Source organism: Sorangium sp. So ce185 (assembly GCF_051526825.1).
GTDB lineage: Bacteria > Myxococcota_A > Polyangia > Polyangiales > Polyangiaceae > Sorangium > Sorangium cellulosum_D.
In genome coordinates this window covers 4,594,146-4,618,751 of the sequence record NZ_CP150316.1, presented here as the reverse complement: position 1 = coordinate 4,618,751, position 24,606 = coordinate 4,594,146, and the positions used below count along the sequence as shown (strand labels likewise).

At 73.4% G+C, this 24,606-nt stretch carries 16 protein-coding genes; 6 read left to right on the top strand and 10 right to left on the bottom strand.

Annotated features, from left to right (window positions below; translation table 11 throughout):
• Positions 1 to 293: 293 nt before the first annotated feature.
• Positions 294 to 1,604, bottom strand: a complete 1,311-nt coding sequence (locus tag WMF26_RS17045; RefSeq protein WP_438001186.1) for an MFS transporter — start codon at positions 1,602 to 1,604, stop codon at positions 294 to 296.
• 282 nt (positions 1,605 to 1,886) lie between these two features.
• Between WMF26_RS17045 and WMF26_RS17040 the strand changes: the two genes are divergently transcribed.
• Entirely contained in the window at positions 1,887 to 2,375 is a 489-nt protein-coding gene (locus tag WMF26_RS17040) for a GNAT family N-acetyltransferase (protein ID WP_438001185.1), read from the top strand.
• Here WMF26_RS17040 and WMF26_RS17035 read toward each other — a convergent pair.
• From WMF26_RS17035 to WMF26_RS17025, 3 genes are all read right to left on the bottom strand, one after another.
• Complete coding sequence (locus WMF26_RS17035) at positions 2,276 to 3,295, bottom strand: helix-turn-helix transcriptional regulator (RefSeq protein WP_438001184.1); 1,020 nt, start codon at positions 3,293 to 3,295, stop codon at positions 2,276 to 2,278. The genes WMF26_RS17040 and WMF26_RS17035 overlap by 100 nt on opposite strands.
• Before the next feature lie 425 nt (positions 3,296 to 3,720).
• Positions 3,721 to 4,098: a DUF6289 family protein gene (locus WMF26_RS17030; RefSeq protein ID WP_437338071.1), complete on the bottom strand. Its 378-nt coding sequence runs from the start codon at positions 4,096 to 4,098 to the stop codon at positions 3,721 to 3,723.
• Between the two features lie 213 nt (positions 4,099 to 4,311).
• Complete coding sequence (locus tag WMF26_RS17025) at positions 4,312 to 5,058, bottom strand: 2TM domain-containing protein (RefSeq protein WP_438001183.1); 747 nt, start codon at positions 5,056 to 5,058, stop codon at positions 4,312 to 4,314.
• An 82-nt stretch (positions 5,059 to 5,140) separates the two neighbouring features.
• On the opposite strand from WMF26_RS17025, the gene WMF26_RS17020 reads away from it, so the two are divergent.
• Complete coding sequence (locus WMF26_RS17020; RefSeq protein WP_438001182.1) at positions 5,141 to 6,331, top strand: serine/threonine-protein kinase; 1,191 nt, start codon at positions 5,141 to 5,143, stop codon at positions 6,329 to 6,331.
• Positions 6,332 to 6,391: 60 nt separating this feature from the next.
• Here WMF26_RS17020 and WMF26_RS17015 read toward each other — a convergent pair whose 3' ends face one another.
• Positions 6,392 to 10,318 carry a M36 family metallopeptidase gene (locus WMF26_RS17015; protein ID WP_438001181.1) on the bottom strand — a complete coding sequence of 1,309 codons (3,927 nt, stop codon included), beginning with the start codon at positions 10,316 to 10,318 and terminating at the stop codon, positions 6,392 to 6,394.
• Between the two features lie 357 nt (positions 10,319 to 10,675).
• Between WMF26_RS17015 and WMF26_RS17010 the strand changes: the two genes are divergently transcribed.
• The 4 genes from WMF26_RS17010 to WMF26_RS16995 all read left to right on the top strand — a co-directional run bounded on the left by WMF26_RS17010 (position 10,676) and on the right by WMF26_RS16995 (position 16,652).
• Positions 10,676 to 11,434, top strand: a complete 759-nt coding sequence (locus WMF26_RS17010; protein ID WP_437338067.1) for a CDP-alcohol phosphatidyltransferase family protein — start codon at positions 10,676 to 10,678, stop codon at positions 11,432 to 11,434.
• A 563-nt stretch (positions 11,435 to 11,997) separates the two neighbouring features.
• The gene (locus tag WMF26_RS17005; protein ID WP_438001180.1) at positions 11,998 to 13,353 is read left to right on the top strand and encodes a hypothetical protein; all 1,356 of its coding nucleotides are present in this window, start codon (positions 11,998 to 12,000) and stop codon (positions 13,351 to 13,353) included.
• A 79-nt stretch (positions 13,354 to 13,432) separates the two neighbouring features.
• A complete protein-coding gene (locus WMF26_RS17000; RefSeq protein WP_438001179.1) occupies positions 13,433 to 15,130 on the top strand; it encodes a L,D-transpeptidase in 1,698 nt (565 codons plus the stop codon).
• A 220-nt stretch (positions 15,131 to 15,350) separates the two neighbouring features.
• Positions 15,351 to 16,652 (top strand): UDP-glucose dehydrogenase family protein, encoded by a 1,302-nt coding sequence (locus WMF26_RS16995; protein ID WP_437338064.1) that lies wholly within the window; start codon positions 15,351 to 15,353, stop codon positions 16,650 to 16,652.
• A gap of 81 nt (positions 16,653 to 16,733) precedes the next feature.
• Here WMF26_RS16995 and WMF26_RS16990 read toward each other — a convergent pair whose 3' ends face one another.
• From WMF26_RS16990 to WMF26_RS16970, 5 genes are all read right to left on the bottom strand, one after another.
• Complete coding sequence (locus tag WMF26_RS16990; protein ID WP_437338063.1) at positions 16,734 to 18,281, bottom strand: sigma-54-dependent transcriptional regulator; 1,548 nt, start codon at positions 18,279 to 18,281, stop codon at positions 16,734 to 16,736.
• Positions 18,278 to 20,521 (bottom strand): ATP-binding protein, encoded by a 2,244-nt coding sequence (locus tag WMF26_RS16985; protein WP_438001178.1) that lies wholly within the window; start codon positions 20,519 to 20,521, stop codon positions 18,278 to 18,280. The genes WMF26_RS16990 and WMF26_RS16985 overlap by 4 nt, the downstream gene beginning before the upstream one ends.
• A 298-nt stretch (positions 20,522 to 20,819) precedes the next feature.
• Complete coding sequence (locus WMF26_RS16980) at positions 20,820 to 22,934, bottom strand: S8/S53 family peptidase (protein WP_438001177.1); 2,115 nt, start codon at positions 22,932 to 22,934, stop codon at positions 20,820 to 20,822.
• Complete coding sequence (locus WMF26_RS16975) at positions 22,931 to 24,043, bottom strand: hypothetical protein (protein ID WP_438001176.1); 1,113 nt, start codon at positions 24,041 to 24,043, stop codon at positions 22,931 to 22,933. The genes WMF26_RS16980 and WMF26_RS16975 overlap by 4 nt, the downstream gene beginning before the upstream one ends.
• 162 nt (positions 24,044 to 24,205) lie before the next feature.
• The gene (locus WMF26_RS16970) at positions 24,206 to 24,514 is read right to left on the bottom strand and encodes a hypothetical protein (protein ID WP_061621885.1); all 309 of its coding nucleotides are present in this window, start codon (positions 24,512 to 24,514) and stop codon (positions 24,206 to 24,208) included.
• Between the last annotated feature and the right edge of the window lie 92 nt (positions 24,515 to 24,606).

The following is a 24,606-nucleotide window of genomic DNA, read 5'->3' as shown; positions in this document are numbered from 1 at the left end:
GCAAAACTACGCCTCAGGCGTTCCGAAGAACAACTGGACTAGGAAATCAAAAAGCGATTCAAATGTCAAGCTCCTCGATGGTCGAGCCTCGTCGTCAACCGGCCGCTGCGGCACATCGAATGCGATCCACCACCACCGGAAAAAGCGACGCCATCTCAACCATTGATTCACGCATCGAAGGCGCCGCCTTCACTCCACAGCCACGACCTGCGAAATGCGAATTGCAGGGCGAACGCGGAAGAGGGCGTTCGCCACCGGCACGCTCGGCGCATCCGGCTGATTCCGCCGGCGCCCTACCAGTCTGCCAGCCGGGGGACGAGCACCTGGATGCTGACGCCGGCGATGATGAGGCAGCCGGCCAGGAACAGCATGGGGGCGAGCTGGCTGCCGGTCGCGTCGTAGATGCGCGGCACCACGTTCTGGGCCACGAAGCCGCCGAGGTTGCCCACCGAGTTGATGGCGGCGATGCCGGCGGCGGCGTGCGGGCCCGCGAGGATCTTCTGGGGCACGCTCCAGAACACCGGCTGGCCGGCGAAGATGGCGGCGGCGGCGACGCATAGCAGGGCGAACTTGAGCGCTGCGCCCGGCATGACCACGCTCAGCACCAGGGTGAGGGCGCCCAGCAGCATGGGGCCGGAGATGTGCCAGGCGCTGACGCCGTTGCGGGCGGCATGGCGCGGCACCCACCAGAGCGCCAAGGCGACGAAGACCCAGGGGATGACGTTGATGAAGCCGTTCTGGATGTTGGAAGCGCCGAAGCCCTTCACGAGGGTGGGCAGCCAGTAGCTGAGGCCGTAAGCGCCGAGCGGCAAACCGACATACAATCCGGCGAGCGCCATCACTCGTATGTCCAGCAAGGCCCGCCAGGGGGAGCCTTCCGCCTGTTGGCGGGGCTCCGCGGCGAGGGTACTGGCGAGCCAGGCCTTCTGGTCGGGGGTGAGGAAGCGGGCCTGCTCGGGGTGGCTCGGCAGGCGCCAGAGGACGTAGGGCGCGAGCAGGACGGCGGGAGCGCCGGTGGCCACGAACACCCACTGCCAGCCAGCCAGCCCCAGGAGGCCGTCGAGGTCGAGCAGCGCGCCGCCGATGACGGAACCCACCGCGTTGGCCACGGCGCTGGCGATCATGAAGGCGCCGATCATGCGGGCGCGGTGCGCCTGCGGGTACCAGAGGGTCAGGACATAGAGCACGCCCGGGAAGAACCCGGCCTCCGCCACGCCCAGCAGGAAGCGCAGGACGAAGAACATGGCCGGGCTCTGGGTGAACCCCAGCGCGATGGTAACGAGGCCCCAGGTGCCCATGATCCGGCTGAACCAGACCCGGGCGCCGACGCGGACGAGGATCAGGTTGGCCGGCGCCTCGAACAGGAAGTAGCCGAGGAAGAACAGCGAGGCGCCGAGGCCGTAGGCGGCTTCGGTGAGGCCCAGGGCGCCCACCATCTCCAGCTTGGCGTAGGAGACGTTCTGCCGGTCGATGTACGCGATCAGGTACATCAGGCAGAAGAGCGGCATCAGGTGACGGGTGATCCGCTTCAGGGTCGCGGGCCCGATGTCCGGGTTCAGGGTCGCGGGGCCGATGTCCGGGGCCGCGCCCCCTGCGTGCCGCATGCCATCCTCCAATCCTCTCGATAGGCTAGGAAATCCAAACTCGATCCTGAAGTCAAGCTCTCATAGCGGCCGTCGCAGCATACAGCCACACTGCGCGCGCTGCATACTGATTAAAACGCATTTGACTGTGGGTTGCCGTTACGCCCCACATTGCGCTGTTCCTCGCGACGTCACGGCCCGGATCAGACGAAGTTGCGGTGCCGTCGATCGCTCTTCGTCATGATCTCGTCGGCGCGCAGGCGCGGCCTTCCCCCCGTCTGCAAACCATGCTCTAGAGGCGGCATGGCGTCGCGCGCGCTGCCCGCGGTGATCCGGGCCGAAGATCTGCTCTCCTCCGTAGCGCTCTCGTTGATCGGGCGGCTGAACGCGGAGCTCACCGAGCGGTACCCCGAGGAGGGAGCGACCCATTTCCGGCTGGATGCAGCGGAGGTCACCCCGGGGCGCGGCGCCTTCCTCGTGGCGTACGCGCGGGAGGTGCCCGTGGGCTGCGGCGCCGTGCGCGCCCTCGACACAACGGCCGCCGAGATCAAGCGCATGTACGTGGTCCCGGAAGCGCGCGGACGCGGCATCGCGGGCGCCATCCTCCGCGCGCTCGAGGAGCAGGCGCTGGCCCTCGGCCGGACGCGCCTCGTGCTCGAGACCGGGGTGAGGCAGCCCGAGGCGCTCGCGCTCTACCGCCGCGCGGGCTTCGTGGAGATCCCGCCGTTCGGCGAGTACCTGGGCTCGCCGCTCAGCGTGTGCATGGGCAAAGATCTCCCCGGGCCGCGCTGACCGCCGCCGGACGAGCCCCGGCGGAGCACAGGAAGCGCAGGCCCGTGCAGAGGCAGAGCCGCAAGGGCTCCGCTCCTTGGCGCGGCGCGGCGGGGCGCGCCGCGCGCGCGCGCCCGCCACTCGCTCGGGCTCTGCCCCGTCGCCTTGCGGAACATCGCGCTGAAGTGCTGCGCCGACGCGCAGCCCACGTCGAGCGCGATCGCCGTCAGGCTGTCGTCGCCCGTGAGCATCCTCCCCTGGGCGACGCGCACCCGCGCGGCGTTCACCTCGGCCTGGAACGTCGTGCCGGCTCGCCGCAGGTGCCGCTGCAACGAGCGCTCGGAGAGGTGGAGCGCCCGCGCCGCCTCCGCCAGGGCGGGCCGGCAGGGCGACGCGCAGAGCAAGCGCCGAAGCGAGCCGAGCACGCCGGCGGCCTCGCCGGCCTGCTCTCGCAGCCCGATCACGCGCCCGACCAGCGCCTCGCGATCGCCAAAGCCGAGCCAGGCGAGCGCCTCGCCGATGCCGTCGAACACGGCGACCGGGAACGAAGGCTTCAGGACCTCGTAAAAGCCGGAGACCACGGCGCCGGCGAACCCCGGCGGCCGCACCAGCGCCTGCCGTAGGACCAGCTCGCGAAACGGCTGCCAGCGCGCCGAGAGGTAAGCCGCCATCGACGCGAACGCCGCCGGGTCGGCGCCCTCGAGGCCCTGGAGGTCGACGAACGACACGTGACGGCCGCCGTGCGGCGTCAGCACCGCGTCGTTCAGCCGATTGAGGCGCTCGATGTCGCCGGCGCTCGGCTGCCCCCACAGCGAGAACCCCTTGAAGGCGCGCTCGGGGTACCAGAAGACGAACGTCGGGTCGACGAAGTACTTGCCGATCGGATCGGCCAGGAGCTCATCGATGCTGGAAGCGCTCTTCAACTCGTCGAGAGAGACCATTGGCGGACATCGGACGTGCGCCGTCGATCGAGCGCTGTACGCCGCGGCGCGCGGAGCGCGCTGCGGCCGTTCAGCGCCGACGCGGAGGGCTCGGGTTGTCGGTTGGTTAGTTCGTTAGCCTGACTAACGCACTCGACATGCCACGCGCCCGGCCGCGCCCCTCGCCTCGGCGCCAGCCGCCTCCATGCCCTCGCGGGGCCCGCCTCTCCGCGCGCTTCCGGAGCGCGCGCGCCCCGGCCCCCCCCGCGCCGTCCGCACCGGTGCGCGTAGGCCACCGCCGCCCCGGGTGCCGGCGTTAGGACCGCGCCAACCTGGGCCATGGGGGCTGGCGCAGGTCGGCGCACCACCGGGGCTCCAGCGCCGAGCCTGCTCAGCCCGCGCCGAACCTGCTCAGTCCGCGCCGAGCCTGCTCAGGCCGAGCCTGCTCAGAAGGCCGGGCACGAGGAGCCGACGCACGCCACGGACGGCGGGCCGCCGGGGACCGCGTTGTCGTAGCAGATGTAACAGTTCGTCGAGGGAAGCCCGGGCATGGTGCTGCCGGGGCAGTTGTAGCGACGCTGCTTGTAGTACCTCGACGCTTCTCCGAAGAACTCATTATAATCGGGGTCGCAGTCGCGGGTCTCGACGCCAATCGGTGTCTTGAACGAGCTGTCGCTGTAATAGGTCCGGGTGAAGCCGGTCGACATCAGCGCCTGCTCGGCGGAGTCCACGGCCTCCTCGCCGGCGACCGCCTCGGCCTCAGGTGCCGATTCGCTCGGCTCGGCCATGCAGGCGGCAACAGAGGTGGCGAGTCCGAGAGCCATCAAGATGTTCTTCAGCATGGTCTGCTTACTCCCTCGTTGTGATGGCGCGAACGCGCACCCCGGCGCCCGCCCGCGGCAGCGGGTCGGCGCGCAGCCGGGGTGAGCGAAGGGCGCGCCCGTCGCGCGATCGTCGTGAGGATGTGTACGCGCGGGGCGGTGGGCGCGCGTTCACGAACGCGCCATTCGGTTGTGCGTTCGCGCCACCCGCCGCCGTCAGCGCCCGCCGCGGCCTCGCCGGGCCGCGCGATCCGCCTCCTCCTCGCCGAGCGCCTCGGACTCGGCGTCGTCCATCCCGGCCTCCTCCGCGCCGAGCGGCGCGATCCGCCGCCCGCGCCGCGCGTCCTCGGGCGACGGCGGCGGCGGCGCGCTGCCGCGGATCTCCTGCGCGATCCGCGACAGCACCGTCGCGACGCCCTCCTCGACGGCGTGCCCGAGCTCCTCCGCGCTCCGCTCGAGGCGCTGCTTGCGCTCGAGCTGCTCCGCCCTGCGCCGCTCCTTCAGCCGCCGGTGCTCCTCCCGCTGCGCCAGCGCGGCGTTGCGCTCGATCGCCCGCCGGAGCTGCCGCGGGGACACGTCGCTGGAGAGCGCGGCGCGCGCATGGAAGGCGAGCCCCAGGCCCCAGCCGAGCAGCGGCCAGAAGAACCACCACGGCCCGGGCGTGAGCGCGTTGACCGCGAAGAGGAACGCGTTCACGACGAGGAACGAGAACAGGTGCGAGCGGAACCCCTTGCGCCGGCGCGCGAGGATCGCCGCGCGCGCCTCCGCCTCGCCCCGGACATGCTCGATGTCGCGCGACGCGGCCTCGATCGCGCCCCGCGAGATGCCGATCTCCTCCGCGGCCGCGACCAGCTCGTCATGGCCGACGTCGCGCGCCTGCGCGTCCCGGAGGGCGCGCTCCAGGATCGCCCGCACCTCGGCCTCGGTGTACCGCCGCCCGCTCTGCTTGTCCGGTTTCGCCATCGCTCTGCCTTCCCCCGCGCGCGGAGAGCATACGCTTGACCGCGTGCGCCCGCCCCGCTTCCATGGGCCCAGCAAGGACCCCATGAGCAGCGACACGGCCTTACAACGCGTGGGGACCACGATCCGCAACAAGTGGACGCTGGAGCGGCTGCTCGGCGCCGGCGGCATGGCCGCCGTGTACGTCGGCGTCCACCGCATCGGGCGCCGCGACGCGCTCAAGATCCTCCACCCGCAGGCCGCGCAGTCGAAGGAGATCTGCGACCGGTTCGAGCGCGAGGCGCAGGCCGCGAACCGCTTCCGCCACCCGGGCGCCGTCGAGATCCGCGACATCGACGTCGCCGAGGACGGCGCGCCGTTCCTCGTCATGGAGCTGCTCGAGGGCGAGTCGCTCGCCGAGCGCGAGCGCCGCCTGGGCGGCCTGCCGCTCGCCGAGGTGCTCGGCTTCGCCGCGCAGGTGCTCGACACGCTCGGCGCGGCGCACGCGCAGGGGATCATCCACCGCGACATCAAGCCGCCCAACCTGTACGTCGTCCGCGACGCCCCCGCGTCCACGCCCGCGCCCGCCGGCGGCCCGCGCATCAAGGTCCTCGATTTCGGCCTCGCGCGGATCCGGCAGGACTCTGGCCTCCTGGGGGAGCTCACGCGGATGGGCCTCGTGCTCGGCACGACGCCGTACATGCCGCCGGAGCAGGCCAAGGGCCGCGACATCGACGCCCGTGCCGATCTGTTCGCGGTCGGCGCCACCATGTTCCGGCTGATCGCCGGCCGCCACGTGCACGAGGCGAGCACCGACTTCGACCTCCTGCTGAAGATGGGCCGGGAGCCGGCGCCGCCGCTCTCGCAGCGCGCGCCGTACGCGCCGCGCGACGTGTGCCTCGTCGTCGACCGCGCGCTCGCCTTCGACCGCGACCAGCGCTACCCCGACGCGCGCCTCATGCTCGAGGACGTCCTCGCCCTGCTGCGCCGCGAGCCGCCCCCGTACGCGTCGCGGTTCGCGCACGCGCTCGATCCCGACGCGGTCACGCTGCACGGGCAGCGCGCGCCCGCCGCCCCGGAAGACGACAACGGGCCGATCACGGTCCCGGTGGGCCCCGCGAGCAGCCCGACCGCCGTCGACAGCATCGCGGTCGAGTGGAGCGACGAGCCGCCCGTGAGCGGCGGATCGATCACCACCGAGTGGGAGCGCCCCGCGGGCGCGAACGAGGAATCGATCGCGGTCGAGTGGAGCGACGAGCCGCCGGACGCGCCGGCATCGCACCGCGCGCGGCGCTGACGGGCTCGGCGGCCCGTCAGCCCGCGTCCGCTGGATCGCGCCTCGCCGGGCCGCGCCCGGTCAGGCCGCGCCCCGGCGCCGCCGCAGCCCGAGCAGCGCCATCGCCAGCAGCGTGGCCAGCGGCCCCGTGGCCCTGGTCGCGCCGCCGCCGGGCACCTGGCAGCCGCAGCCGTCGCCCTCGGCGACCACCGGGGAGCCATCGGTCGGCGCGTCGGCCCCGCCGCCGCCCGCGCCGCCCTCGCCGCTCGGGGCGCCTCCCGCGCCGCCCGCCCCGCCCTCACCTCCGCCGCCGCCCTCGCCGCCCGCCCCGCCCTCGCCGCCGGCGCCGCCCTCGCCGACCGGATCGCCGCACCCGGGCGCGTCCGGGACGAGCGCGCCGAACGGCGTGTTCTCGATGCCGCGGACCTCGATGTCGTCGATCTCCCAGCCGAAATCGCCCGAGTAGGCGTCGGTGCCGATGCGGAAGCGGACCTTCACCGTCTTCCCCGCGAACGCGTCGCCGAGATCGAGCGTCACCTGCTCCGGATCGGGCCAGGCCTCGTTCGCGCCGACGAAGCCCTGGCGGCCGGCGAGCGGGTTCACCGACGGCTCGTCCACCGTGTTGCCGATCGGGCCGCCGTACCCGGGATCCGCGTACGCCGCGACGTCCTGCCACGTCGCGCCGTCGTCGCCGCTGATCTCGATGAGCCCGCCGTCCCAGTGGACCGCCGCCTCGTCCTCCGTCGCCGGCGAGATCTCGAACGAGTACCGGTGCTTGAACGAGATCACGAGCGGCTCGCCCTCGCCGACCGAGAGCGGCGGCGAGACGAGCTGCGTGTCGGAGAGGCTCGGGTGGTCGACGCCGCGCCACGCGTGGTTCGTCAGGTCCGTCTTCTCGCGCGACCAGATGGCGTCCGCCTCGTCGCCGTCCTTCGACCAGGCGGGCGCCTCGCTCTCGACCGAATCGACGGCCGACGCCGCCGGCACGTCGTCGACGTTGACGCGCGCCCCGACGACGCCGGCGACCATCACCTCGCACGCCCGGGGGGCGGTGACGTCCACGCGGAGCTCCAGCGCCTCGATCCCGACCGCGGCCTCGTCCACCTCGACCTCGACCTCGACCGTCCCGGCCCCGAACGCCGGGATATCGGGCAGCAGGATCGCGGTCCCGTCCGGGAACGACACGTGCTCGTTCGTCGAGGAGACGGTCGCCGCGGCGCCGAGGAGCGGCAACGGCCCCGCGTTCCGCACCTCGATCGCCACCTTGCCGCGCTCGCCCGCGTCGAGGAAGCCGTCGTCGTCGCACGAGCGCACGCCGTCGTCGGGCTCCCCCGGCGAGACGGCGGCGAGCGGCGCCATCGCGAAGCTCTCGACCACGCCGGCGAAGTCCTCCGAGTCGCGCGGCGCGGACACCGCGCACGTCCCCGCGCCGCGCCGCGCGAAGCCGTGGGCGAGCGCGAGCATGTCGGCCTCGCTCCGCGCGAACGCGGCCGCGAGCAGCGCGTCCCGCTGCTCGGTGTAGGTCGCGTCCACCGGCGCGAGCTTCATCCCCGCCACGACGATGTCCGACATGAGCCGCCGCGCCTCGTCGTGCGTGTAGATGCGGCCGCCCTCGTCCTCGCGCGCGAGCAGCTCGACGTAGCCCTCGAACAGCATGAGCGCCCAGATCTCGCCCGCGTTGTGGACCTCGGAGTTCCTCGGGTCGCTCCCCTCGAGGATCGGGTGATCCGGGAGCGCGACGCCGTCCGAGATGTGCTTGAACGTGAGCCCGTTCTTCGAGAAGTTGATCGTGTAGGGCGCCCGGCGGCCGCCGTAGTAGGCGCTCTCGCCGCTCTCCTCCGACGCGTAGATGCCGGTCGCGAAGGTGCCGCCGAGGTCGTCGCCGTCGCGCATCGCCATGTGCAGCGCGATGAAGTCGCCCCAGCCCTCGCTCTGCGCGTCGCACTGCGCGGTGAAGCACTGGGTCAGGCGCCGGTGGATGTAGTGCCCCCACTCGTGCGCGGTGACGGTGTTGTCGATCGTGCCGTCGCGCACGACGCCGAGCACGCGCTCCATCGCCGCCCTGACCGTCCCCTCCAGGAGCGCGGCCTTGAGGCTGCTCCCTTCCTCGTAGGAGGTGGAGAGCACCGGGATGGTCACCGCGGCGTCCTCCGGCGCGCCGTTGCCCATGCCCGGCGCGGGGTCGCCGGGCGCGTTGTTGGCGATGATCAGCGCGGCCGCGCCGGCGGCCTGGGCGTTCACCCCCTTCTGCTTGAAGGTGCAGCCGCCCCGATCGACGAGCAGGATCTTGCCCGCGACGTCGGCGACCGGCGCCTCGCACCCGTCGCGGGTTCCATCGACCGCGTCGTCGGGCGTGGCGTCGACGCCGTCGTCGACCAGCGCGATCTCGGCGGAGAGGTTGAAGTTCCCGGCCCCGAACGCGGCCGTGCCGGTGCTCAGGCTCGCGCCGCCCGGGTCGAGCGTCAGCGTGCGCCGGACGTCCTTGCTGTTCCAGAGGTACATCTGCATCCGCGGCGAGGCGCCGTCGGACATCGCGTTCATGTTCGCGTTGTTGCGCTGGGCGTTCGGCACCAGGGCGCCGTCCTGCGCCTCGGCGTGCAGCGGATCGCCGCCGAGGCCGCCGCGGCCCATGTTGTCCAGCTGGGCGTTGCCCGCGGCCTCGTCGAAGCCCGAGTCGTAGTACCAGTCGTGCAGCCAGTTGTTCACGTAGAACAGCTGGGTCACGGCGGCCATGGTCTGCGCCTCGCTCGACACCGGATCGAGCAGCGGGTCGTAGACGTGGTCGAACGTCCGCGCCGCGGTGAGGGTCGCCCGGACGTCGCCGTTCGAGAAGCCGTCGGGGGCCCGGTGGTCCGCGTAGGCGTCCACGTTGTTGCCGAAGGTCTGGACCGCGTCGTTCGGCAGCCAGGGGTCGGCGGCGCCGCCCGGGCCCTTGTTGAACCCCTCCATCGAGACGAGCGGCGCCGGGATGAAGTCCGGCTGCGACCCGTCCGGCACGCCGGTCGGGTGCGGCAGGAAGTCGGCCTGGGGCCCGTCGAGGGGCCGCCGGTCGCCGGTGGTCTCGGCCCAGACGCGGTAGTTGAACGCGTCGTACTCGATCAGGTCGCGGCGGTAGAGGACGCGGCCGTCGTCGGCCGCGATCACGTAGTCGTAGGCGTCCGAGGAGACGGACTCGACCTCTCCCGAGATGAACTCGACGAAGTACGCCGGGATCAACCCCTCCGGCATCGGGAAATAGACCCTCTTCACGCGGGCCGGCTCGACCAGGTGGAGGCCCGCGGCGCGGAGCGCGCTGCCCGGCGCGAGGTCGAACGCCTGGTAGTCGCCGGCGGGGCGCTGGAGATCGACGACCCCGCGCTGCCCCGGGTGGATCCCGTGAAGGTCCTCGAGCGCCCGGCCGAGCGCCTGCCTCGGCGAGAGGCGGAACGCATGGCGGCGCGCGCGCGCCATGGCGGGCACGGCGGCCGGGTGCAGGTTGCCGGAGATGGCGACGAGCGCGAGGTCCTGGCGCATGAGCACCTTCACGTCGGTCTGGAAGACGTCGGCGCCGTCGACGCGCTGTCGCAGGACGACGATGACGGGGCCCTGGCCGAGGTCGTGGACGTGGACCACCTGCGCCGCCTCCAGCGCGGCCCGGGACAGGCCGTAGGCCGCGGCGAAGCGGGCGAGGTGGCGCCGGGCCGCGGCCTCCGGCGTGGCGCCCGGGGCGACGGCCGACGGGGCCTCGGCCGGCGCGGCCCCGCCCGGCGCGGCCCCGCTCGCGGCCCAGAGGAAGGTCGGCGCGCCGCGCTGCTCGTCGATGGACGTGACGACCCCGCCCGCGCGCGCGGCGCGGGCGGCGGCCGAGGCGCGCGCGTCGCCGAGGGCGCGCGCGTCGCCGAGGGCGCGCGCGGCGCTTGGCGCGCGCAGGTAGGCGTTGAGGTCGGGCCGCTTGCCGGGGGCCGCGTGCGCGAGCGAGCCGGCGAGGAGCGCGAGCGAGAGCGTGAGACCGCGAATGGAACGCTTCATCCGATCTACTCCGTGCGTGGCTGGACAGCGGTCGTGTCGCCGGATCGCTTCGTTCCCGAGCGGGAAACCGGCCTGATGAATGAAGACCTTTGATAGACGTTCCCGCCGCACGAGGGAAGCCGCTCGGCGGCTCGGGGCGGGCGTTACCCCGGCGAGAGCGGCCGCGACGGCGGCGGGCAGCGGCGGGCGGACTCTTCGTTACCGGGACGAAGCCCGGAGGAAACGAGCCCGGAGGACGGGGGAGCCGGGAGGAGCCGGGGCGTGCGCCGCGCGCGGGGCGGTTTGTGCGTCGGGCGGGGCGGCGCGGAGCGGGTTTGTGCCCTTCCCGTCGGACCGCCGCTCTAGGATGCGCCCGCCATGCTCGGCGAAGCGAAGCGCATCTACCTGGCCACGCGGAAGAAGCACGATCAGCTCTTCAACACCTACGTCATGCGCCCGCTCGCCGGCGGCGTCGTCGCGCTGCTCGCGCGGACCTCGATCACGCCGAACCAGGTCACGCTGCTCAACCTCGCGGTGTTCGTGGTCGCGGCGGCGTTGCTCGTCGCGCTGCCCACGGCGGCGGGGGGCCTCGTCGCCATCGGCGTGCTCGAGCTGAGCTACCTCCTCGACTGCGCCGACGGGATGCTCGCGCGCCACAAGCAGATCGCGTCGAAGGAGGGTCACCTCTTCGATTTCTTCACGGACGAGCTCAAGGCGGTGCTCCTCTCGGGCGCCCTCTCGGTGCGCTTCTTCCTCGCCGGCGGCCTCGGCCTCGACGGCGCGCTCTGGCCCGCGGGCGACCCGCGCTTCCTGCTCGCTGGCGTGGTCGGGGTCGCGGTGATCGCCTCGGCGATCTCGCTGACGAACTTCGTCCGCCGCCCGGAGATCAGCGGCAAGGAGACGTCGGTCTCGGCGCACTATGAGAATGTCACGGAGGAGCGCCCGCGGTCGCCCGTCGCCCGGGCGGCGGCGCTCGTGACGACGTTCCTGCGCTTCCTGAACCACTACCCGAGCCACATCTGGGCGTTCGCGCTCGCGGATCGGCTCGACGTGTTCTTCTGGATCTATGTGCTGATCAACGGCCTTTACCTGGCGCGGGGCTGGCTCGGGCTGCTGCTCAGGTTCGGGCGGGGCTAGCCCTCCTGGGGAGGTCGCAACCTGCCCGCGACCCCTCCCGGGGGGGTCGGGTCGATCCGAAACCGAACCGGACGGCCTCCGAAGCCCGCTCCGCCACGTCCCGACCTGCCCGCGACCCCTCCGAGGGGGGTCGGGTCGATCCGAAACCGAACCGGACGGCCTCCGAAGCCCGTTTCGCCACATCGCGACCGACCTGCACCCCCTCGCGAGGGGGTCTGGGTCGATCCAGACCTCGCTGGAGACGCCTCGAAGCCCGCTCCCCCACGTCGCGACCTGGCCACGCCCCTCGCGAGGGGGCGCGCCCCGTTCGAGACGCTGCCGGACGGCCTCCGAAGCCTGCCCGCGGAAGAGCGCCTCGGGTTGGCCGTCATCCCCGAGCTTCATCAGCCCAGCCTCGGTCGGAGCGAAGCCGCGCCCCGGTAGAAGCCGGCGAGGTGCAGTTCGAAACCCACGTGCAGCCAGCGCATGCCGCGCTCGCGCGCCACGGCGGCCGCGCGCGACACGAGCGCTGAGCTCCAATCCACTCCTTGCGGGCTCCCCGGAGGCTCGGTTAGAGGGCGAGCATGATGAAGCCCCTGGCGTGGCTGGCCTGCTCTCCCCTCGTCCTCGCCGCCGCCGGCTGCGGCGAAGAGGCCGACGATACGACCCGAGCCCCATTTCCCGAGTACACGCATCCCTTGTCCGCAGGGGAGAGCGCCTGTGGGCGAGCCGACTTCGAGGAGCTGTTTCCTTTCTCGATCCGCTCCGCGACGCTCCCCGTGCTCGTCCACTACTCTCGGAAAGAGGAGCGCGACACCGCCCGTCAGGTCCTCGCCTTCGTGGAGAAGGGGTGGGACTACCACGTGAATCGGATCGGCATGCGCCCGCCGCTGACGGATGCAGGAGGGTGCGGGCCCGACGACGCATTCGACGTGCTCGTGTGGAGAGGCCACCGCAGCTGCCTGGTCGACGTCCTCGGCGATGAGCCGTCGACCTCCTGGAACGACTGGCACCCTTTCATGATCGTCGATCCGTGGGGGCCTTACGGCGGCGCCGATCTGGAGGAGACGGTCGTGCACGAGATGGCGCACGCGTCGCAGGCCTCCGACGACTGGAACGAGAGCCCCGTCCTCTTCGAGATGTCGGCCAGCTTCCTCGACCAGATCTACATGGATCGCTATGCGGACGAGGGCCTCGCCGATTTTCAGAGGCACCCGGACCGGGCGATCGACCACGACGACGGTTACGAGACGTGGGCCATGTATGGCTCGTCCATGGTCCTCCTGTACCTCAAGGACCGGTTCTTCGACGGCGATCCGACGTTCGTCTCCCGCATGTGGCTCGACGCGCGCAACCCTCGAGGCGCCGAGGGCGCGCTGGATCGCAACGAGCCCGACTTCGTCGATGCGCTCGACGCGATGCTGCGCGAGGTGGCGGACACCAGCTATGTCGACATCGTCCCCGAGCTCGCGCGCTGGCGCTGGTATACTGGCGATCACGTCGACGACCGGCACTTCCGTCACTTCGCGGGGGGCCTCGAGAACCTCGAGGAGGCCAGGCTGACGCTGGCGGCCCAGATCGAGGCTTCGCCGGGCAGGATCGAGATCCGCGAGGACGCGCCGATGATGCTCGGCACCAGCTACATCGAGCTGTCGGTGGGCGCGGACGCCGCGCGGCCGATCTGCGTATCCCTCGAAGCGCCCGACGACGAGGGGCGCCGCTTCGTCGTCCAGGCCGTGCCCGGGCTCACGCCCGATTCCGACGGCGAGCTCCTCGACCTCTCGTCCGGCCCCGCACCCCTGGAGCTCGCGGCGGACGGGAAGCGGACGCTCGTCGTGACCGTCTTGCCCACGGGCCCTTACGACCCCGACACCCGAGGAGAGGAGCGGTATCCCTTCACGGTGGTCCTCCACCCACGGAGCGGCGGCTGCTCCGGATGAGCGAGTGCATCGCTCTCTGTCGGATCGCGCGCCGAAAACTGGCCCGCCTCCCCCTCCTGTGCATTACGGTCGCCCCGCCATGGACACGCCGCCCCGAACGCGCCCCGCAGCACCGCGCGCGGCGCGCCGCCCTGCGCTCGCGTCTCTCGCCCTCGCCGCGCTCCTCTCGGGCTGCGGCCAGTCCCAGTCCGGGACCACCCCCGACTCGCCGGCCGAGGCCCAGGGCGGCGCCGCCGCCAAGGAGGCCGCCGCGCAGGGCCCCGCCCCCGGCGCTTCCGGCGCCCCCTCCGCCTCCCCTGCCCCGGCCGAGGATGAGCCCCCGCCCGGCCAGCCCCAGGGCCCGCCCATCGTCTCGCTGAGCGGCGTCGCCACCCCGCCCCCGCCGCCCGCCGAGGGCAGCCCGCGGCTCGCGAGCATCGCGATGCTCACCCGCGTCTACGCCCGGCCCAGCACCGGCGCCAAGCGCGTCGGCTTCCTCCGCGCCGGCGCGATCGTCGAGATGGATCCCGAGCCCGCAGGCACCGACGGCTGCCCCGGCGGCTTCCGCAAGATCAAGCCGTTCGGCTACGTGTGCCTCGGCCCCGACGCGACGCTCGACCTGAACCATGAGATCGTCCGCGCCGCCGCCCGCCGCCCCGACGTCACCCACAAGCTCCCGTACATGTACGGCACCGTCACCCGCGGCGGCCCCGCGTACGCGCGCATCCCGACGCAGGACGACCTCGAGCGCCACGAGCCGAGCCTCAAGAAGCACCTCGATCGCTGGGCGAAAGACGAGGAGAGCGGCGCCACCTACGGCCTCGACGTGTGGCTCAAATGGAGCAACGAGCCGGCCCCGCCCGCGCTCGACGCCCTCGCGCAGCGCATCACCGATCGCGAGATCCCGTGGTTCTTGCGCGACGGCCGGAAGGCCCCCAACCTCTCCGGCCTCATCAAGTCCGACGACGCCGTGAAGATCGACGAGGTCTCGCGGCGCAACGGCATGGCCTTCATCGAGTCGTTCCTCCACGAGGGCCGGCGCTACAACGTCACCACCGACCTGCGCGTCGTCCCCGCCGATCGGTTCCGCCCCATCCGCGGGTCCGACTTCCACGGCGTCGAGATCGGCAAGGACATCGACTTCCCGTTCGCGCTCGTGCGCCGCGCCGGCGGCAAGCGGTGGCGCGTGGAGGGCAAGAAGCTCGTCGACGCCGGTGAGCTCGAGTGGCGCGCCGCGGTGCCCCTCACCGGCAAACAGCAGTTCTTCGGCGGCAAGCTGCACTACGAGACGAAGGACGGCGACTGGGTCGACGATCGCCACGCCGGCCGCATCGACCCCGCCAAGAAGATGCCCGCCTGGGGCAAGAACGGCGAGAAGTGGCTCGACGTCAACATCACGAAGCAGGTGCTCGTCGCCTACGAGGGCACGAAGCCGGTCTACGCGACCCTGATCTCGAGCGGCGAGGCGGGGCTCGAGGACCACGAGTCCAGCACCGCGACGAAGCGCGGGATCTTCCGCATCCACACGAAGTACATCTCCATCACGATGGACTCGGACGCCGTCGGCGAGGAGTTCGAGCTGCGCGACGTCCCCTACGTGCAGTACTTCGAGGAGGGGTATGCGCTCCACGGCGCCTACTGGCACGACAAGTTCGGCCGGCCCAAGAGCCACGGCTGCATCAACCTGTCGCCGGAGGACGCCCGCCGCCTCTTCTTCTGGACCGAGCCGGCCGTCCCGCCGGGATGGCACGGCGCGGCGCGCTCGCTGACCGGAACGGTGGTGTTCGTGCACCCCTGAGCCACGCGCCCCTCGGGCGTCGAGCGCCCGGCCCCGCGCGCGCCCGAGGGCAGGCCCGCCCCGACGGCGGCGCGCGAGGAGCGCGGCCGGCGAGGCCCGCGCCCGGCGCGGGCGCGGGCGCGGGCGCGCGCGCTTGACGTAGCGGGACAGATCGATCGGGGATCACACTTCGCGCTCCTCCCGGCTCGAACAGCCCGAGAGTCGTGGTAGCGTCCCGCGCATGCAGCTTGCGGTCGTGGGAACAGGGTACGTCGGCCTCGTGGCCGGCGCGGGTTTCGCGGACTTCGGGAACGACGTCGCGTGCGTCGACGTGTCCGCCGCCAAGATCGAGATGCTGAAGCGCGGAGAGATGCCGATCTTCGAGCCCGGCCTCGACGTGCTCATCGCCAAGAACACGCGGGACGGCAGGCTCCGGTTCTCCACCGACGTCGCCGGCGCCATCCGCGACGCGGAGATCGTCTTCATCGCCGTCGGCACGCCGCAGGCCGACGACGGCTCCGCCGACCTCTCCGCCGTCGAGGCCGTCGGCGAGACGATCGGCAAGAACCTGAACAACTTCAAGGTGATCGCCACGAAGAGCACGGTCCCGGTCGGGACCGCGGATCGGCTCAAGCAGATCATCGGCGGGCTCACCACCCAGCCGTTCGCCGTCGCATCGAACCCGGAGTTCCTCAAGGAGGGCGACGCGGTGAACGACTTCATGAAGCCCGACCGCGTGATCATCGGCTCGGACGACCCGAAGGCGCGTGAGATCCTGCGCCACCTCTACAACCCGTTCGTGCGGGCGAGCGACCGCATCCAGCTCATGGACGCCCGCTCGGCCGAGCTCACCAAGTACGCCGCCAACGCCCTGCTCGCGTCGCGCATCTCGTTCATGAACGACCTGGCGGTGCTCGCGGAGAAGCTCGGCGCGGACATCGAGCTCGTGCGCAAGGGCGTCGGGGCCGACCCGCGCATCGGCACGAAGTTCCTCTTCGCGGGCCCGGGGTTCGGCGGGTCGTGCTTCCCCAAGGATCTCTCGGCCATCCTCTACACCGCGAGCACGGTGGGGCACGACCTGGAGATCGTGCGGGCGACGGAGCGGATCAACGCCCGGCAGAAGCGGCTGCTCGGGAGCAAGGTGAGCGCCCACTTCGACGGCGCGCTCAAGGGCAAGACGATCGCGGTCTGGGGGCTCGCATTCAAGCCGCAGACCGACGACATCCGCGAGGCGCCCGCGCTCACGCTGATCGACCAGCTGCTCGAGGCGGGCGCGACGGTCCAGGCGCACGATCCGCAGGCGATGCCGAACGTGCGCGCCATCTACGGGAACCGCATCCTCCTCAGCGACGGCATGTACGGCGCGGCCGAGGGCGCGGACGCGCTGGTCGTCGTCACCGAGTGGCACGAGTACCGGCGCCCCGACTTCCACCGGCTGAAGCGCATCCTGAGCTCCCCGACGCTCTTCGACGGGCGCAACGTCTGGGAGCCCGACGAGCTCCGCGGCATGGGCTTCGTCTACACCGGCATCGGCAGGAAGTAGCGCGCCGCCCGAGCGCGGCTCGGCCGTCGGCCGCGCCGCCCGGGCGCGGCTCAGCCGTCGACCGCGCCGCCCCGGCGCGGCTCAGCCGTCGCCGGGGTCCGACGGCAGCGAGAGCCGCCGGCTGCTCGGCGGCTCCTCGCCGAGGTACCGCGGCGCGTTCGCGGGCGAGAGCCGCCGGCTGCTCGGCGGCTCCTCGCCGAGGTACCGCGGCGCGTTCACGGGCGTGACCCGCCGGCTGCTCGGCGGCTCCTCGCCGGTGTGCCGGTCCCACCGCCGCTCGAGCATCTTCCGATCGACGCCGATGAGCCGCGCCGCGGCCGCCTTGTTGCCGCCGCAGCTCTCGATCGCGTGGTGCAGCACCGCGCGCTCGATCACGCGGAGCTTCGATCCGAGCCGCTCGGGCAGGGCGAGCAGCGCGCGCGCCAGCCGGTCGATCTCCGCCGTGGCGTCCACGATCGGCCGCTCGCGCGCGAGCTCCTCGAGCGTCGGGACGTCGATGAGATCGTCGTCCGCGAGCAGCCCGAGCCGCTCGACGACGTTCCGGAGCTCCCGCACGTTGCCGGGCCACGGCCGCCGGACGAGCCACGCGATCGCCTCGTCGGTGTAGCGGAGCTTGCGCGGGAGCTCCGCGCTGAAGGCGAGCAAGAGCTCGATGAGATCCGCGTCGCGCTCGGCGAGCGACGGGACGTGCACCGTGACCACGTTGAGCCGGTAGAAGAGATCCTCGCGGAAGCGCCCCTCGCTGATGCGCTTCTCCAGGTCGACGTGGGTCGCCGCGAGGACGCGGGCGCGCAGCGGGATCTCCGACTCGGCGCCGAGCGGGCGGAAGCGGCGGTCCTCGAGCACGCGCAGGAGCTTCGCCTGGAGCTCGCCGGGCATCTCGGCGATCTCGTCGAGCAGGATCGTGCCCGCGCCCGCGAGCTCGAGCTGGCCGCGGATGCGCTTCTCGGCGCCGGTGAAGGCGCCGCGCTCGTGCCCGAAGATGAGCGACTCGATGAGCGTCCCCGGCAGCGCCGAGCAGTTGACGGCCACGAACGGCTCGCCGCGGCGCGAGCTCATCTCGTGCAGCGCGCGGGCGACCATCTCCTTGCCGCTGCCGGTCTCGCCGCGGATGAGCACGGTCTTGCTCGACTCGGCGACCCGCTCGACGATCCGCCGCACGCGCTCCATCGCCGCGGACGAGCCGAGCAGCGCCTTCGTCCCGAACGTGCGGTCGACCCGCTCGCGCAGCCGCACCACCTCGCCCTTGAGGAGCAGCCGCTCGCGCTGCCCCTCGATGATCGGCAGGAGCATCTCCGGGCAGAGCTCGTCCTTCAGCACGTAGTCCTGCGCGCCGAGCCGCATGGCCTCCCGGATCTCGGACAGCTCGCTGACCGAGGTGACCATCACCGCCGGCGTGCTCCGCCCCGAGGCGCGGACCCGCCGCAGGATCTCCAGGCCGCCGCGGTCGCGCGGATCGTCCGAGAGGCGCACGTCGAGGAGCAGGAGATCCGGCGCGCTCCGCTCCACCGCCGCCATCGCGTCGTCGAGGCCGACCGCCTCCAGCACCTCGACCTCGTCGAGCGCGGCCAGGATCTGCCGGAGCGTGCGGCGGCCGCTCCGCTGATCGTCGACGACCAGGATCTTCACGCGACCTCGTCCTCTGCCGTCATGGTGACGTCGGCGGCCGGGATCGCGATCACGAACCGCGTCCTGCCGTCGCGCCGCTCCGGGTCGATGGACCACCCGTGGGCGCGGACGATGCGGTGCGTGATGGCGAGCCCGAGCCCGGTCCCGCGCGGCTTCGTCGTGTACCAGGGCGCGAAGATGCGCGAGGCGTCCCCGCCGAAGCCCGGCCCCGTGTCCCACACGACGAGCTCTGCGCCGCCCTCGGACGGCTCCCAGGTGACCCCGACGGTCCCCCTGTCGCCGGCGGCGTCGAGGCCGTTCGAGAGGAGGTTGACGAGCACCTGCGTGGCCTGGTCCGGGTCGCAGCTGAGCCGCGGCGTCGCGCTCACGCGCGCCTCGATCCGCCGCTTGCCGAGCTGATCGCGCAGGAGCATCTCCGCCCGGCTCACGAGCTCCTCGACCGCGAGGCGGCGGCGCTCGAGCTTCCTGTGCGTCACCCGGCGCAGGCCCATCACGAGCCGCTCGAGGCGCTCGACCTCCTCGCAGCCGATCTCGACCTCCTCGGCGTCCAGGCTCTGGTCGCTCGAGCCGCGCTTGAACACCGAGCGGAAGAAGTTGATCGGGTAGCGCACCTCGTGGGTGATCTCGGCCGCGAGCGTCTCGATGAGCGCCGCGCGCTCGTCCCGCCAGGCGGCGGCCTGCTCGCGCCGCCGCCGCTCCAGCTCGGCGTAGCTGTGCGCGTGCGCGAGGGCGAGCGCGGCCTGGTTGCCGATGGTGCGGAGCAGGTCGAGGTCCTCGCTCGTGAACAGGGCGCCGCCGCGCTTCTTGCCGACCTCGAGGACGCCGAGCAGACGGCCGCGGAACATGAGCGTGAGCGAGAGCTCGCTCGCGCTCGCCGGCGGCGGATCGATCCCGATGAGCCGCTCGCCGCTCGCCTCGGCGGCGCGCGGCTCCTGCTCGCCGGGGGCGTCGGCGGCGTCGACCTCGATGCGGCGGAAGGTGACGCGCTCGCAGGACAGCCAGCGCGCCACCGTGCGCTCGACCGCGTCCGCGACCTCGTCGGGATCGGCGACGAGGGTCAGCTCCTCGCTGAGCTGCTCGACGGTGGGCTTGTACTCGGCGCGCGCCGGGAAGAGCTTCCGGTCGCCGGCGCCGAGCGCGAACACGACCAGCGCGGCGCTGACGATCGCGGCGGGCGCGGCGACCTTGATCGCGCCGAGCAGCGGGAGGCCGGCGTACCCCGCGCAGGCGGAGCAGACGATCACCGTGAGCGCGACCATCATGCCGGCGATGATGATCCGCGTGAGCGGGCGCGACAGGAGCGCGCGGCTGCCCCAGAGGTCGTAGCGGATGAACGCGACGACGCTGGAGACGGGCGTGAGGGCGAGCGCCGGGATCGAGAACCACGCGAGCGCCGACTCCGCGACGCCGAGCATGGCCAGGAGGAACCCGACCGCGATCACGACGTGCGGCGGCGCCATGGCGAGGAGCAGCGCGCGCAGCGTGCGGCGGCGGTCCCCCTCCGCGGCGGCGAAGCGGAGGATCAGCGTGATCGCGAAGAAGAGGAACGAGGCGACGACCAGGGTCGCGCAGACGCCCCGGATCCCGACGGTGGTCCAGCCCATGGCGTGCGAGGCGAGCATGCCGGCGGCGAGCAGGCCGCCGAGCCCATGCGCGATCCGCGCGAAGGCGGGGTAGCGCGCGATGAGCGCGACGTCGTCCGGCAGCCGCAGCGCCAGGGTGAAGAAGCTCATCGGGACGAGCGCGTACGCGACGTGGAAGAACGGGACGAGGTCGCGCGAGCTGTGGTAGTCGAAGATCGAGAACTGGAAGAGCGCGGTGAACAGCGCGGCCGTCGCGAACGCGCGCGCGAGCTTGCCGCGCGGGCTCGCGCTGAGGGCGATGAGCGCGGCGCCCACGTAGAGCGAGGCGACGACCATCAGCCCGCCGGCGTAGAACCACCACGCGAGCGGATCGAACGGGACGAGGGAGAGCTCGACGTCGCGCACCCCCTCGGCCGTCTCGACGCGGGCGCGCACCGAGCGCTGCCCCTCGCGCGCCGCCTGCTCGATCGCGGCGTCCCAGGTGCTGGCGCGGTAGCGCCCCTCCGTGCTCTCGAGGCGCCAGCCGTTGACCTCGACGACGCGATCGGGGAACCGGAGGCCCTTCTGGAAGCCCTCCCAGGACGGCAGGCCGAGGCTCGAGACCACGCCGTCCGGGTCGACGAGGACGCCCGGGAACGGGCGCTCGTACCAGCTCACGGCGCTCCTGATCCCGGAGCCGCCCAGTACGAGCGTCGCGAAGACGACCGCCGCAAGGAGCCAACGCCGATTCTCGATAGCTGGCATCGGGAGACTCGACGGCGCGTAAATTGCGCCACGAGCCACCCACGATACGCTGGAACCCCGGGTGAACCAACGGGGCTCACGCGCCGGACGGCACGCCGCGCCGCGATCGCCCGCGCCCGGCGGGCCCGGCGGCGCTGTTACGCGATTTTCATTACGTTTTCATGCGTGGATGAGAGGGGGATCACGCCGCGCCGCCGGTGAGGGAGCGCGCTCAGGCCGCGCCCTGGCGCGCGCCGCGCTCGGCGGCGTCCGCGAACACGGCGTCGGCCAGCTCGCCGAAGCGCGACTCGACGGCCTGGACCGCGGCGGCGTCGGTCGCCGAGCGCTCGAGGTCGTCGAGCAGGGCCGCGACCTCGCCGCGCACGCGCGGCGGCGCCGGCGGCGCCTGGCGGCTCGCGGCGAGGCCGCGGACGAGGACCGAGAGCTGCCGCAGCACGATGCCCGCGCCGTGGGCGCGCCGGCGCGCGTCGTCGCCCGCGGTGAGGCGGGCGTGGCGCGCGAGCGCGCAGACGCCGTGGCAGAGGCTCGGGTCGGCGAGCAGCGCCCGGACGGCCCAGCGCGCGAGGCGGCGCGAGTACAGGCCGCGGGCGAGCGAGCCCGCGGCGCGGGCGTCGTGCCAGGCGCGCGCGGCGCGGTCCTCGCCGATGAGCACCAGCGCGAGCGCGACGGGGTCGCCGGCGGCGAGGCAGGCCCGGCCGGCGTCGATGCGGCCGTAGCCGTGCTTGGCGTTGTGGCCGTCGCGATCGCGGCCGTCGGGGAAGATGTCCCAGGGGTCGGCGATCGGCTCGGCCGACGCGGGCGCCGCGGGGGGCACCGGCGCGAGCGTGCGCAGGACCAGGGCGTCGAGCTCGGGCAGGCGCAGCGCGGGGTTGCGCGACAGGACGAGGAGCAGGACGCCCGCGGCCAGGGCCGAGGCCCCGCTCGACTCGGCGTGGCAGAGCCGCTCGGCCAGCGGCGCGGCGCCGGAGGTGGGCGCCGCGCCGGATTCGGGCGCCGCGCCGGATGCGCCGGAGGCGGGCGCCGCGCCGGATTCGGGCGCCGCGCCGGATGCGCCGGAGGCGGGCGCCGCGCCGGAGGCGGGCGCCGCGCCGGATTCGGGCGCCGCGCCGGACGCCGGCGGCAGCGGGCAGGTGAGATCGTCGCCGGGCGCGAGCCATCGCACCGCCGGGCCGCGGTTGGCGAAGGGGCGGCTGCGCCCCCGGCGGTCCCGCCAGAGGAACCACCCCTCGCCGCGGGCGCCCGGGCCGACGCAGAACACCCGCGGGTCGCTCGCGGGCTCGCCGAACCCGAGCGAGAAGCTCGCGTGCAGCGACGCGGGGGGGCTCGAGGCCTCGCGGCCCGTCGGGAACACGACCGGGCAGCCCCGGCCGCGGCGCCCGAGGCGGGCGGCGAACTCCAGCGCGTCGTCCAGCATGGGCGTCGTCGAGCCCTCGACGTACGCGGCGCAGACCACGACGTCGGCGCCGTCGCTGACGGCCTGGATGATCGCGACCGGGAGGGCCAGGACGCACGAGCCGGGCTTCGGGATCAGGTAGAGCCGCGGCGACGCGTCCGGCGCGACGCCGCGGAAGCCGCCGGGGCGGCGGGAGCCGACGGCCCAGGCGACCATGAACGAGCCGTGCGCCTGGCTGCGCGGCGGGTGCTCGAGCATGACGAGCACCTCGCGGTCGAGGCCGAGCTCGTCGGCCGCCCAGGCGTCGTCGTCGATGACCCCGAGGCGCATCCCCGCGCCGCTCCCGCAGCGGCGGCGGTCGACCCCGATCCCGCCCTCCTCGTCGCGCAGGAACCAGCGGCCGGGCGTGACGGGATCCTCCTCGAACGACGCGCCGCGGACGGTCCACCCGTCGGGGCGCGCCGCGGCGCCCGCGGCCGCGTCGAAGCGCGGCGCCACGGCGGCGCTCGGGCGCCGGGCCGACGCGACGTAGCGCACCGGGAGCGCCGCGGCCGAGAGCGCGGCGGCGACCTCGGCGCGCCGCCCGCCGTCGGGCGACCGGACGCGGAGCCAGAAGATGGGCGGCCGCTCGATGACCCGCTCGACCTCGACCGCGGACCAGCGCGCCGAGAGCGCCGCGACGACGTCGCCGGGGGCCGCGGCGCAGCGCAGGGCCACGACGATGTCGAGGGGGCAGCCGTCGTCGTCGCCCGCGGCGGTGGGCACCGGGGCGTAGCCGAAGTCCCACGGCGGGCGCGCCGGGCGCGCCCTGGGGGAGGCGGTCGACGCGGGGGGCGGCGCGCTCGGCCGGCCGCGCGCCGGGCGAGCGCGCGCGGGCCCCTCCTCCGGAGCGCCCGCTCCCCCCCGCGAGGCCGCGTCGCGGCCCCGGCTCATGCCAGCACGGCCTTGGCCCAGGCGTTGAGCGCGTGGGCGCGGTTGGCGAAGCCCGGGCTCTCGGCCTCGCACCGCGCGAGCTCCTGCGCGTGCGCCTCCCTCGCCGCCGCCCAGGCGGCGACGCGGCGGGCGCCGAGGGCGGCCGCGCGCCGGCGCGCGGCGCCGAAGCACCGGCGCTCGCCGTCGAGCATCGCCGCGAGCACGCCCGACTCGAGGACCATGCGGCGCACGGGGACGAGCGACGAGGCCGCGCTGGAGGCCGGCGGCTCGCTCTTCGCCCTCGGCGTCGCGGCGATGCCCCAGGGCGGCGTGCCGAGCGGCCCGTACGCGATCGCGCCGCGGTGGTACGACCCGGACGCGCGGTCATCATCCCGCGCGCGCGCGGACGTGGTGTCGGGCTCCCCTTCCGCCCGCGATCGGAGCTCCGAGGCCAGGACGACGGCCCAGGCGCCGCCTCGCTGGTAGTCGTCCTGCCAGTCCATGACGTCGTCGTGGAGCTGCAGGCCGAGCCACACCGACGAGAGCAGCCGCGCGAGCACCTCGCGCTGCGCGGCGGTCCAGCCCGCGGCGTGCGCCAGGGCGATCGACGCCGGGAAGCCGACGCTCTGCTTGCCGAGGGAGAGCGCGTAGTAGCGGCTGAAGCCGGCGGGCTCGCCGCTCGCGAGGACGCTGCGCTCGGCCTCGATGGCGAGCAGCGTCGCCTCGTCCGCGCGGGCGAAATCGATGGCCGGGTCGTCGACGTCGGGCGCGACGCGGCGCAGCGCCTCGTCGCGCGCCCGCCGCGCGTGGGCCAGGATGGCCTCGAGCTGCCAGGTCGGCCGGACCTGCGCGTCCTGGATGCGGTCCGTGCCGAACGCCTCGATGACGGCGAGGAGGTGCGCGAGCAGGGCGTCCTGCACGGTGGCCCCGCGGACCCCTGGCATGGCCTCGGCGAGCAGCGCGGGCGCGGCCAGGGTGATCTCGTTGCGGAACACGGCGCTCCAGGGCACGTCGCGCGACGGGGCCAGGCCGAGCGTGTAGGCCAGCCCCTGCGCCTCGGCGTGGAGCATCCCCGGGAGGGTCCGCCAGAACGCCGTGTAGAGCTCGTCCACCCAGAGCGCGTCATCCATGGGCGGACACCTCCGCGGCCGGGCGCGACGCGCGCGGCCCGGCGCTCGCGGCCGAGGCGCGGCGCGGGCGCCGGGCGCCGGGAGATGGGACCGGGGCGGAGCCGCGCCGGTGGGACGTACGCCGATGGCGGTGCAACCCCGCCTGTCGCCTGCGCCGCAGCATCAATAAATGTTCGACTCCTTCCAGGGCGACAGGCACACGTTGATGCGCTCCTCGACCACGATCGCGCGCCACTGGAGCACCTGGGCGGCGCTCAGCCCATCGAAGAAGCCGCCGATCCAGGAGCGGATGCGGCTGTTGAGCAGCGCGCGGACCCTGGCGGCGTCCACCGGCTCCTCGTCGGCCTCGGGCGAGACGATGTAGAGGGAGAGCAGCTGCTTGAACTCGTCGAAGTGCTCCTGGTTCCGGAGCAGGGAGATGTAGAGCGCACGCAGCTGTGCGTGCGGGTCGACCGAATTCACGGTTTGCATGGGCCTCCGTCACCGGTCCGCGCCGGCTTCGGGCGGCACATTGCACGTCATGGGCCGCCGCAGGCCAGCGTGTAAACCATTGAAATCATTCG

Bases quoted from the DNA above. Each gene is read 5' to 3' on its own strand.
- WMF26_RS16995 (WP_437338064.1), top strand. From the start codon at position 15,351: ATGCAGCTTGCGGTCGTGGGAACAGGGTACGTCGGCCTCGTGGCCGGC.
- WMF26_RS17005 (WP_438001180.1), top strand. From the start codon at position 11,998: ATGATGAAGCCCCTGGCGTGGCTGGCCTGCTCTCCCCTCGTCCTCGCC.
- WMF26_RS17035 (WP_438001184.1), bottom strand. From the start codon at position 3,295: ATGGTCTCTCTCGACGAGTTGAAGAGCGCTTCCAGCATCGATGAGCTC.
- WMF26_RS17020 (WP_438001182.1), top strand. From the start codon at position 5,141: ATGAGCAGCGACACGGCCTTACAACGCGTGGGGACCACGATCCGCAAC.
- WMF26_RS16975 (WP_438001176.1), bottom strand. From the start codon at position 24,043: ATGGATGACGCGCTCTGGGTGGACGAGCTCTACACGGCGTTCTGGCGG.
- WMF26_RS17000 (WP_438001179.1), top strand. From the start codon at position 13,433: ATGGACACGCCGCCCCGAACGCGCCCCGCAGCACCGCGCGCGGCGCGC.
- WMF26_RS17010 (WP_437338067.1), top strand. From the start codon at position 10,676: ATGCTCGGCGAAGCGAAGCGCATCTACCTGGCCACGCGGAAGAAGCAC.
- WMF26_RS17045 (WP_438001186.1), bottom strand. From the start codon at position 1,604: ATGCGGCACGCAGGGGGCGCGGCCCCGGACATCGGCCCCGCGACCCTG.
- WMF26_RS17040 (WP_438001185.1), top strand. From the start codon at position 1,887: ATGGCGTCGCGCGCGCTGCCCGCGGTGATCCGGGCCGAAGATCTGCTC.
- WMF26_RS16970 (WP_061621885.1), bottom strand. From the start codon at position 24,514: ATGCAAACCGTGAATTCGGTCGACCCGCACGCACAGCTGCGTGCGCTC.
- WMF26_RS17025 (WP_438001183.1), bottom strand. From the start codon at position 5,058: ATGGCGAAACCGGACAAGCAGAGCGGGCGGCGGTACACCGAGGCCGAG.
- WMF26_RS17030 (WP_437338071.1), bottom strand. From the start codon at position 4,098: ATGGCTCTCGGACTCGCCACCTCTGTTGCCGCCTGCATGGCCGAGCCG.
- WMF26_RS16980 (WP_438001177.1), bottom strand. From the start codon at position 22,934: ATGAGCCGGGGCCGCGACGCGGCCTCGCGGGGGGGAGCGGGCGCTCCG.
- WMF26_RS17015 (WP_438001181.1), bottom strand. From the start codon at position 10,318: ATGAAGCGTTCCATTCGCGGTCTCACGCTCTCGCTCGCGCTCCTCGCC.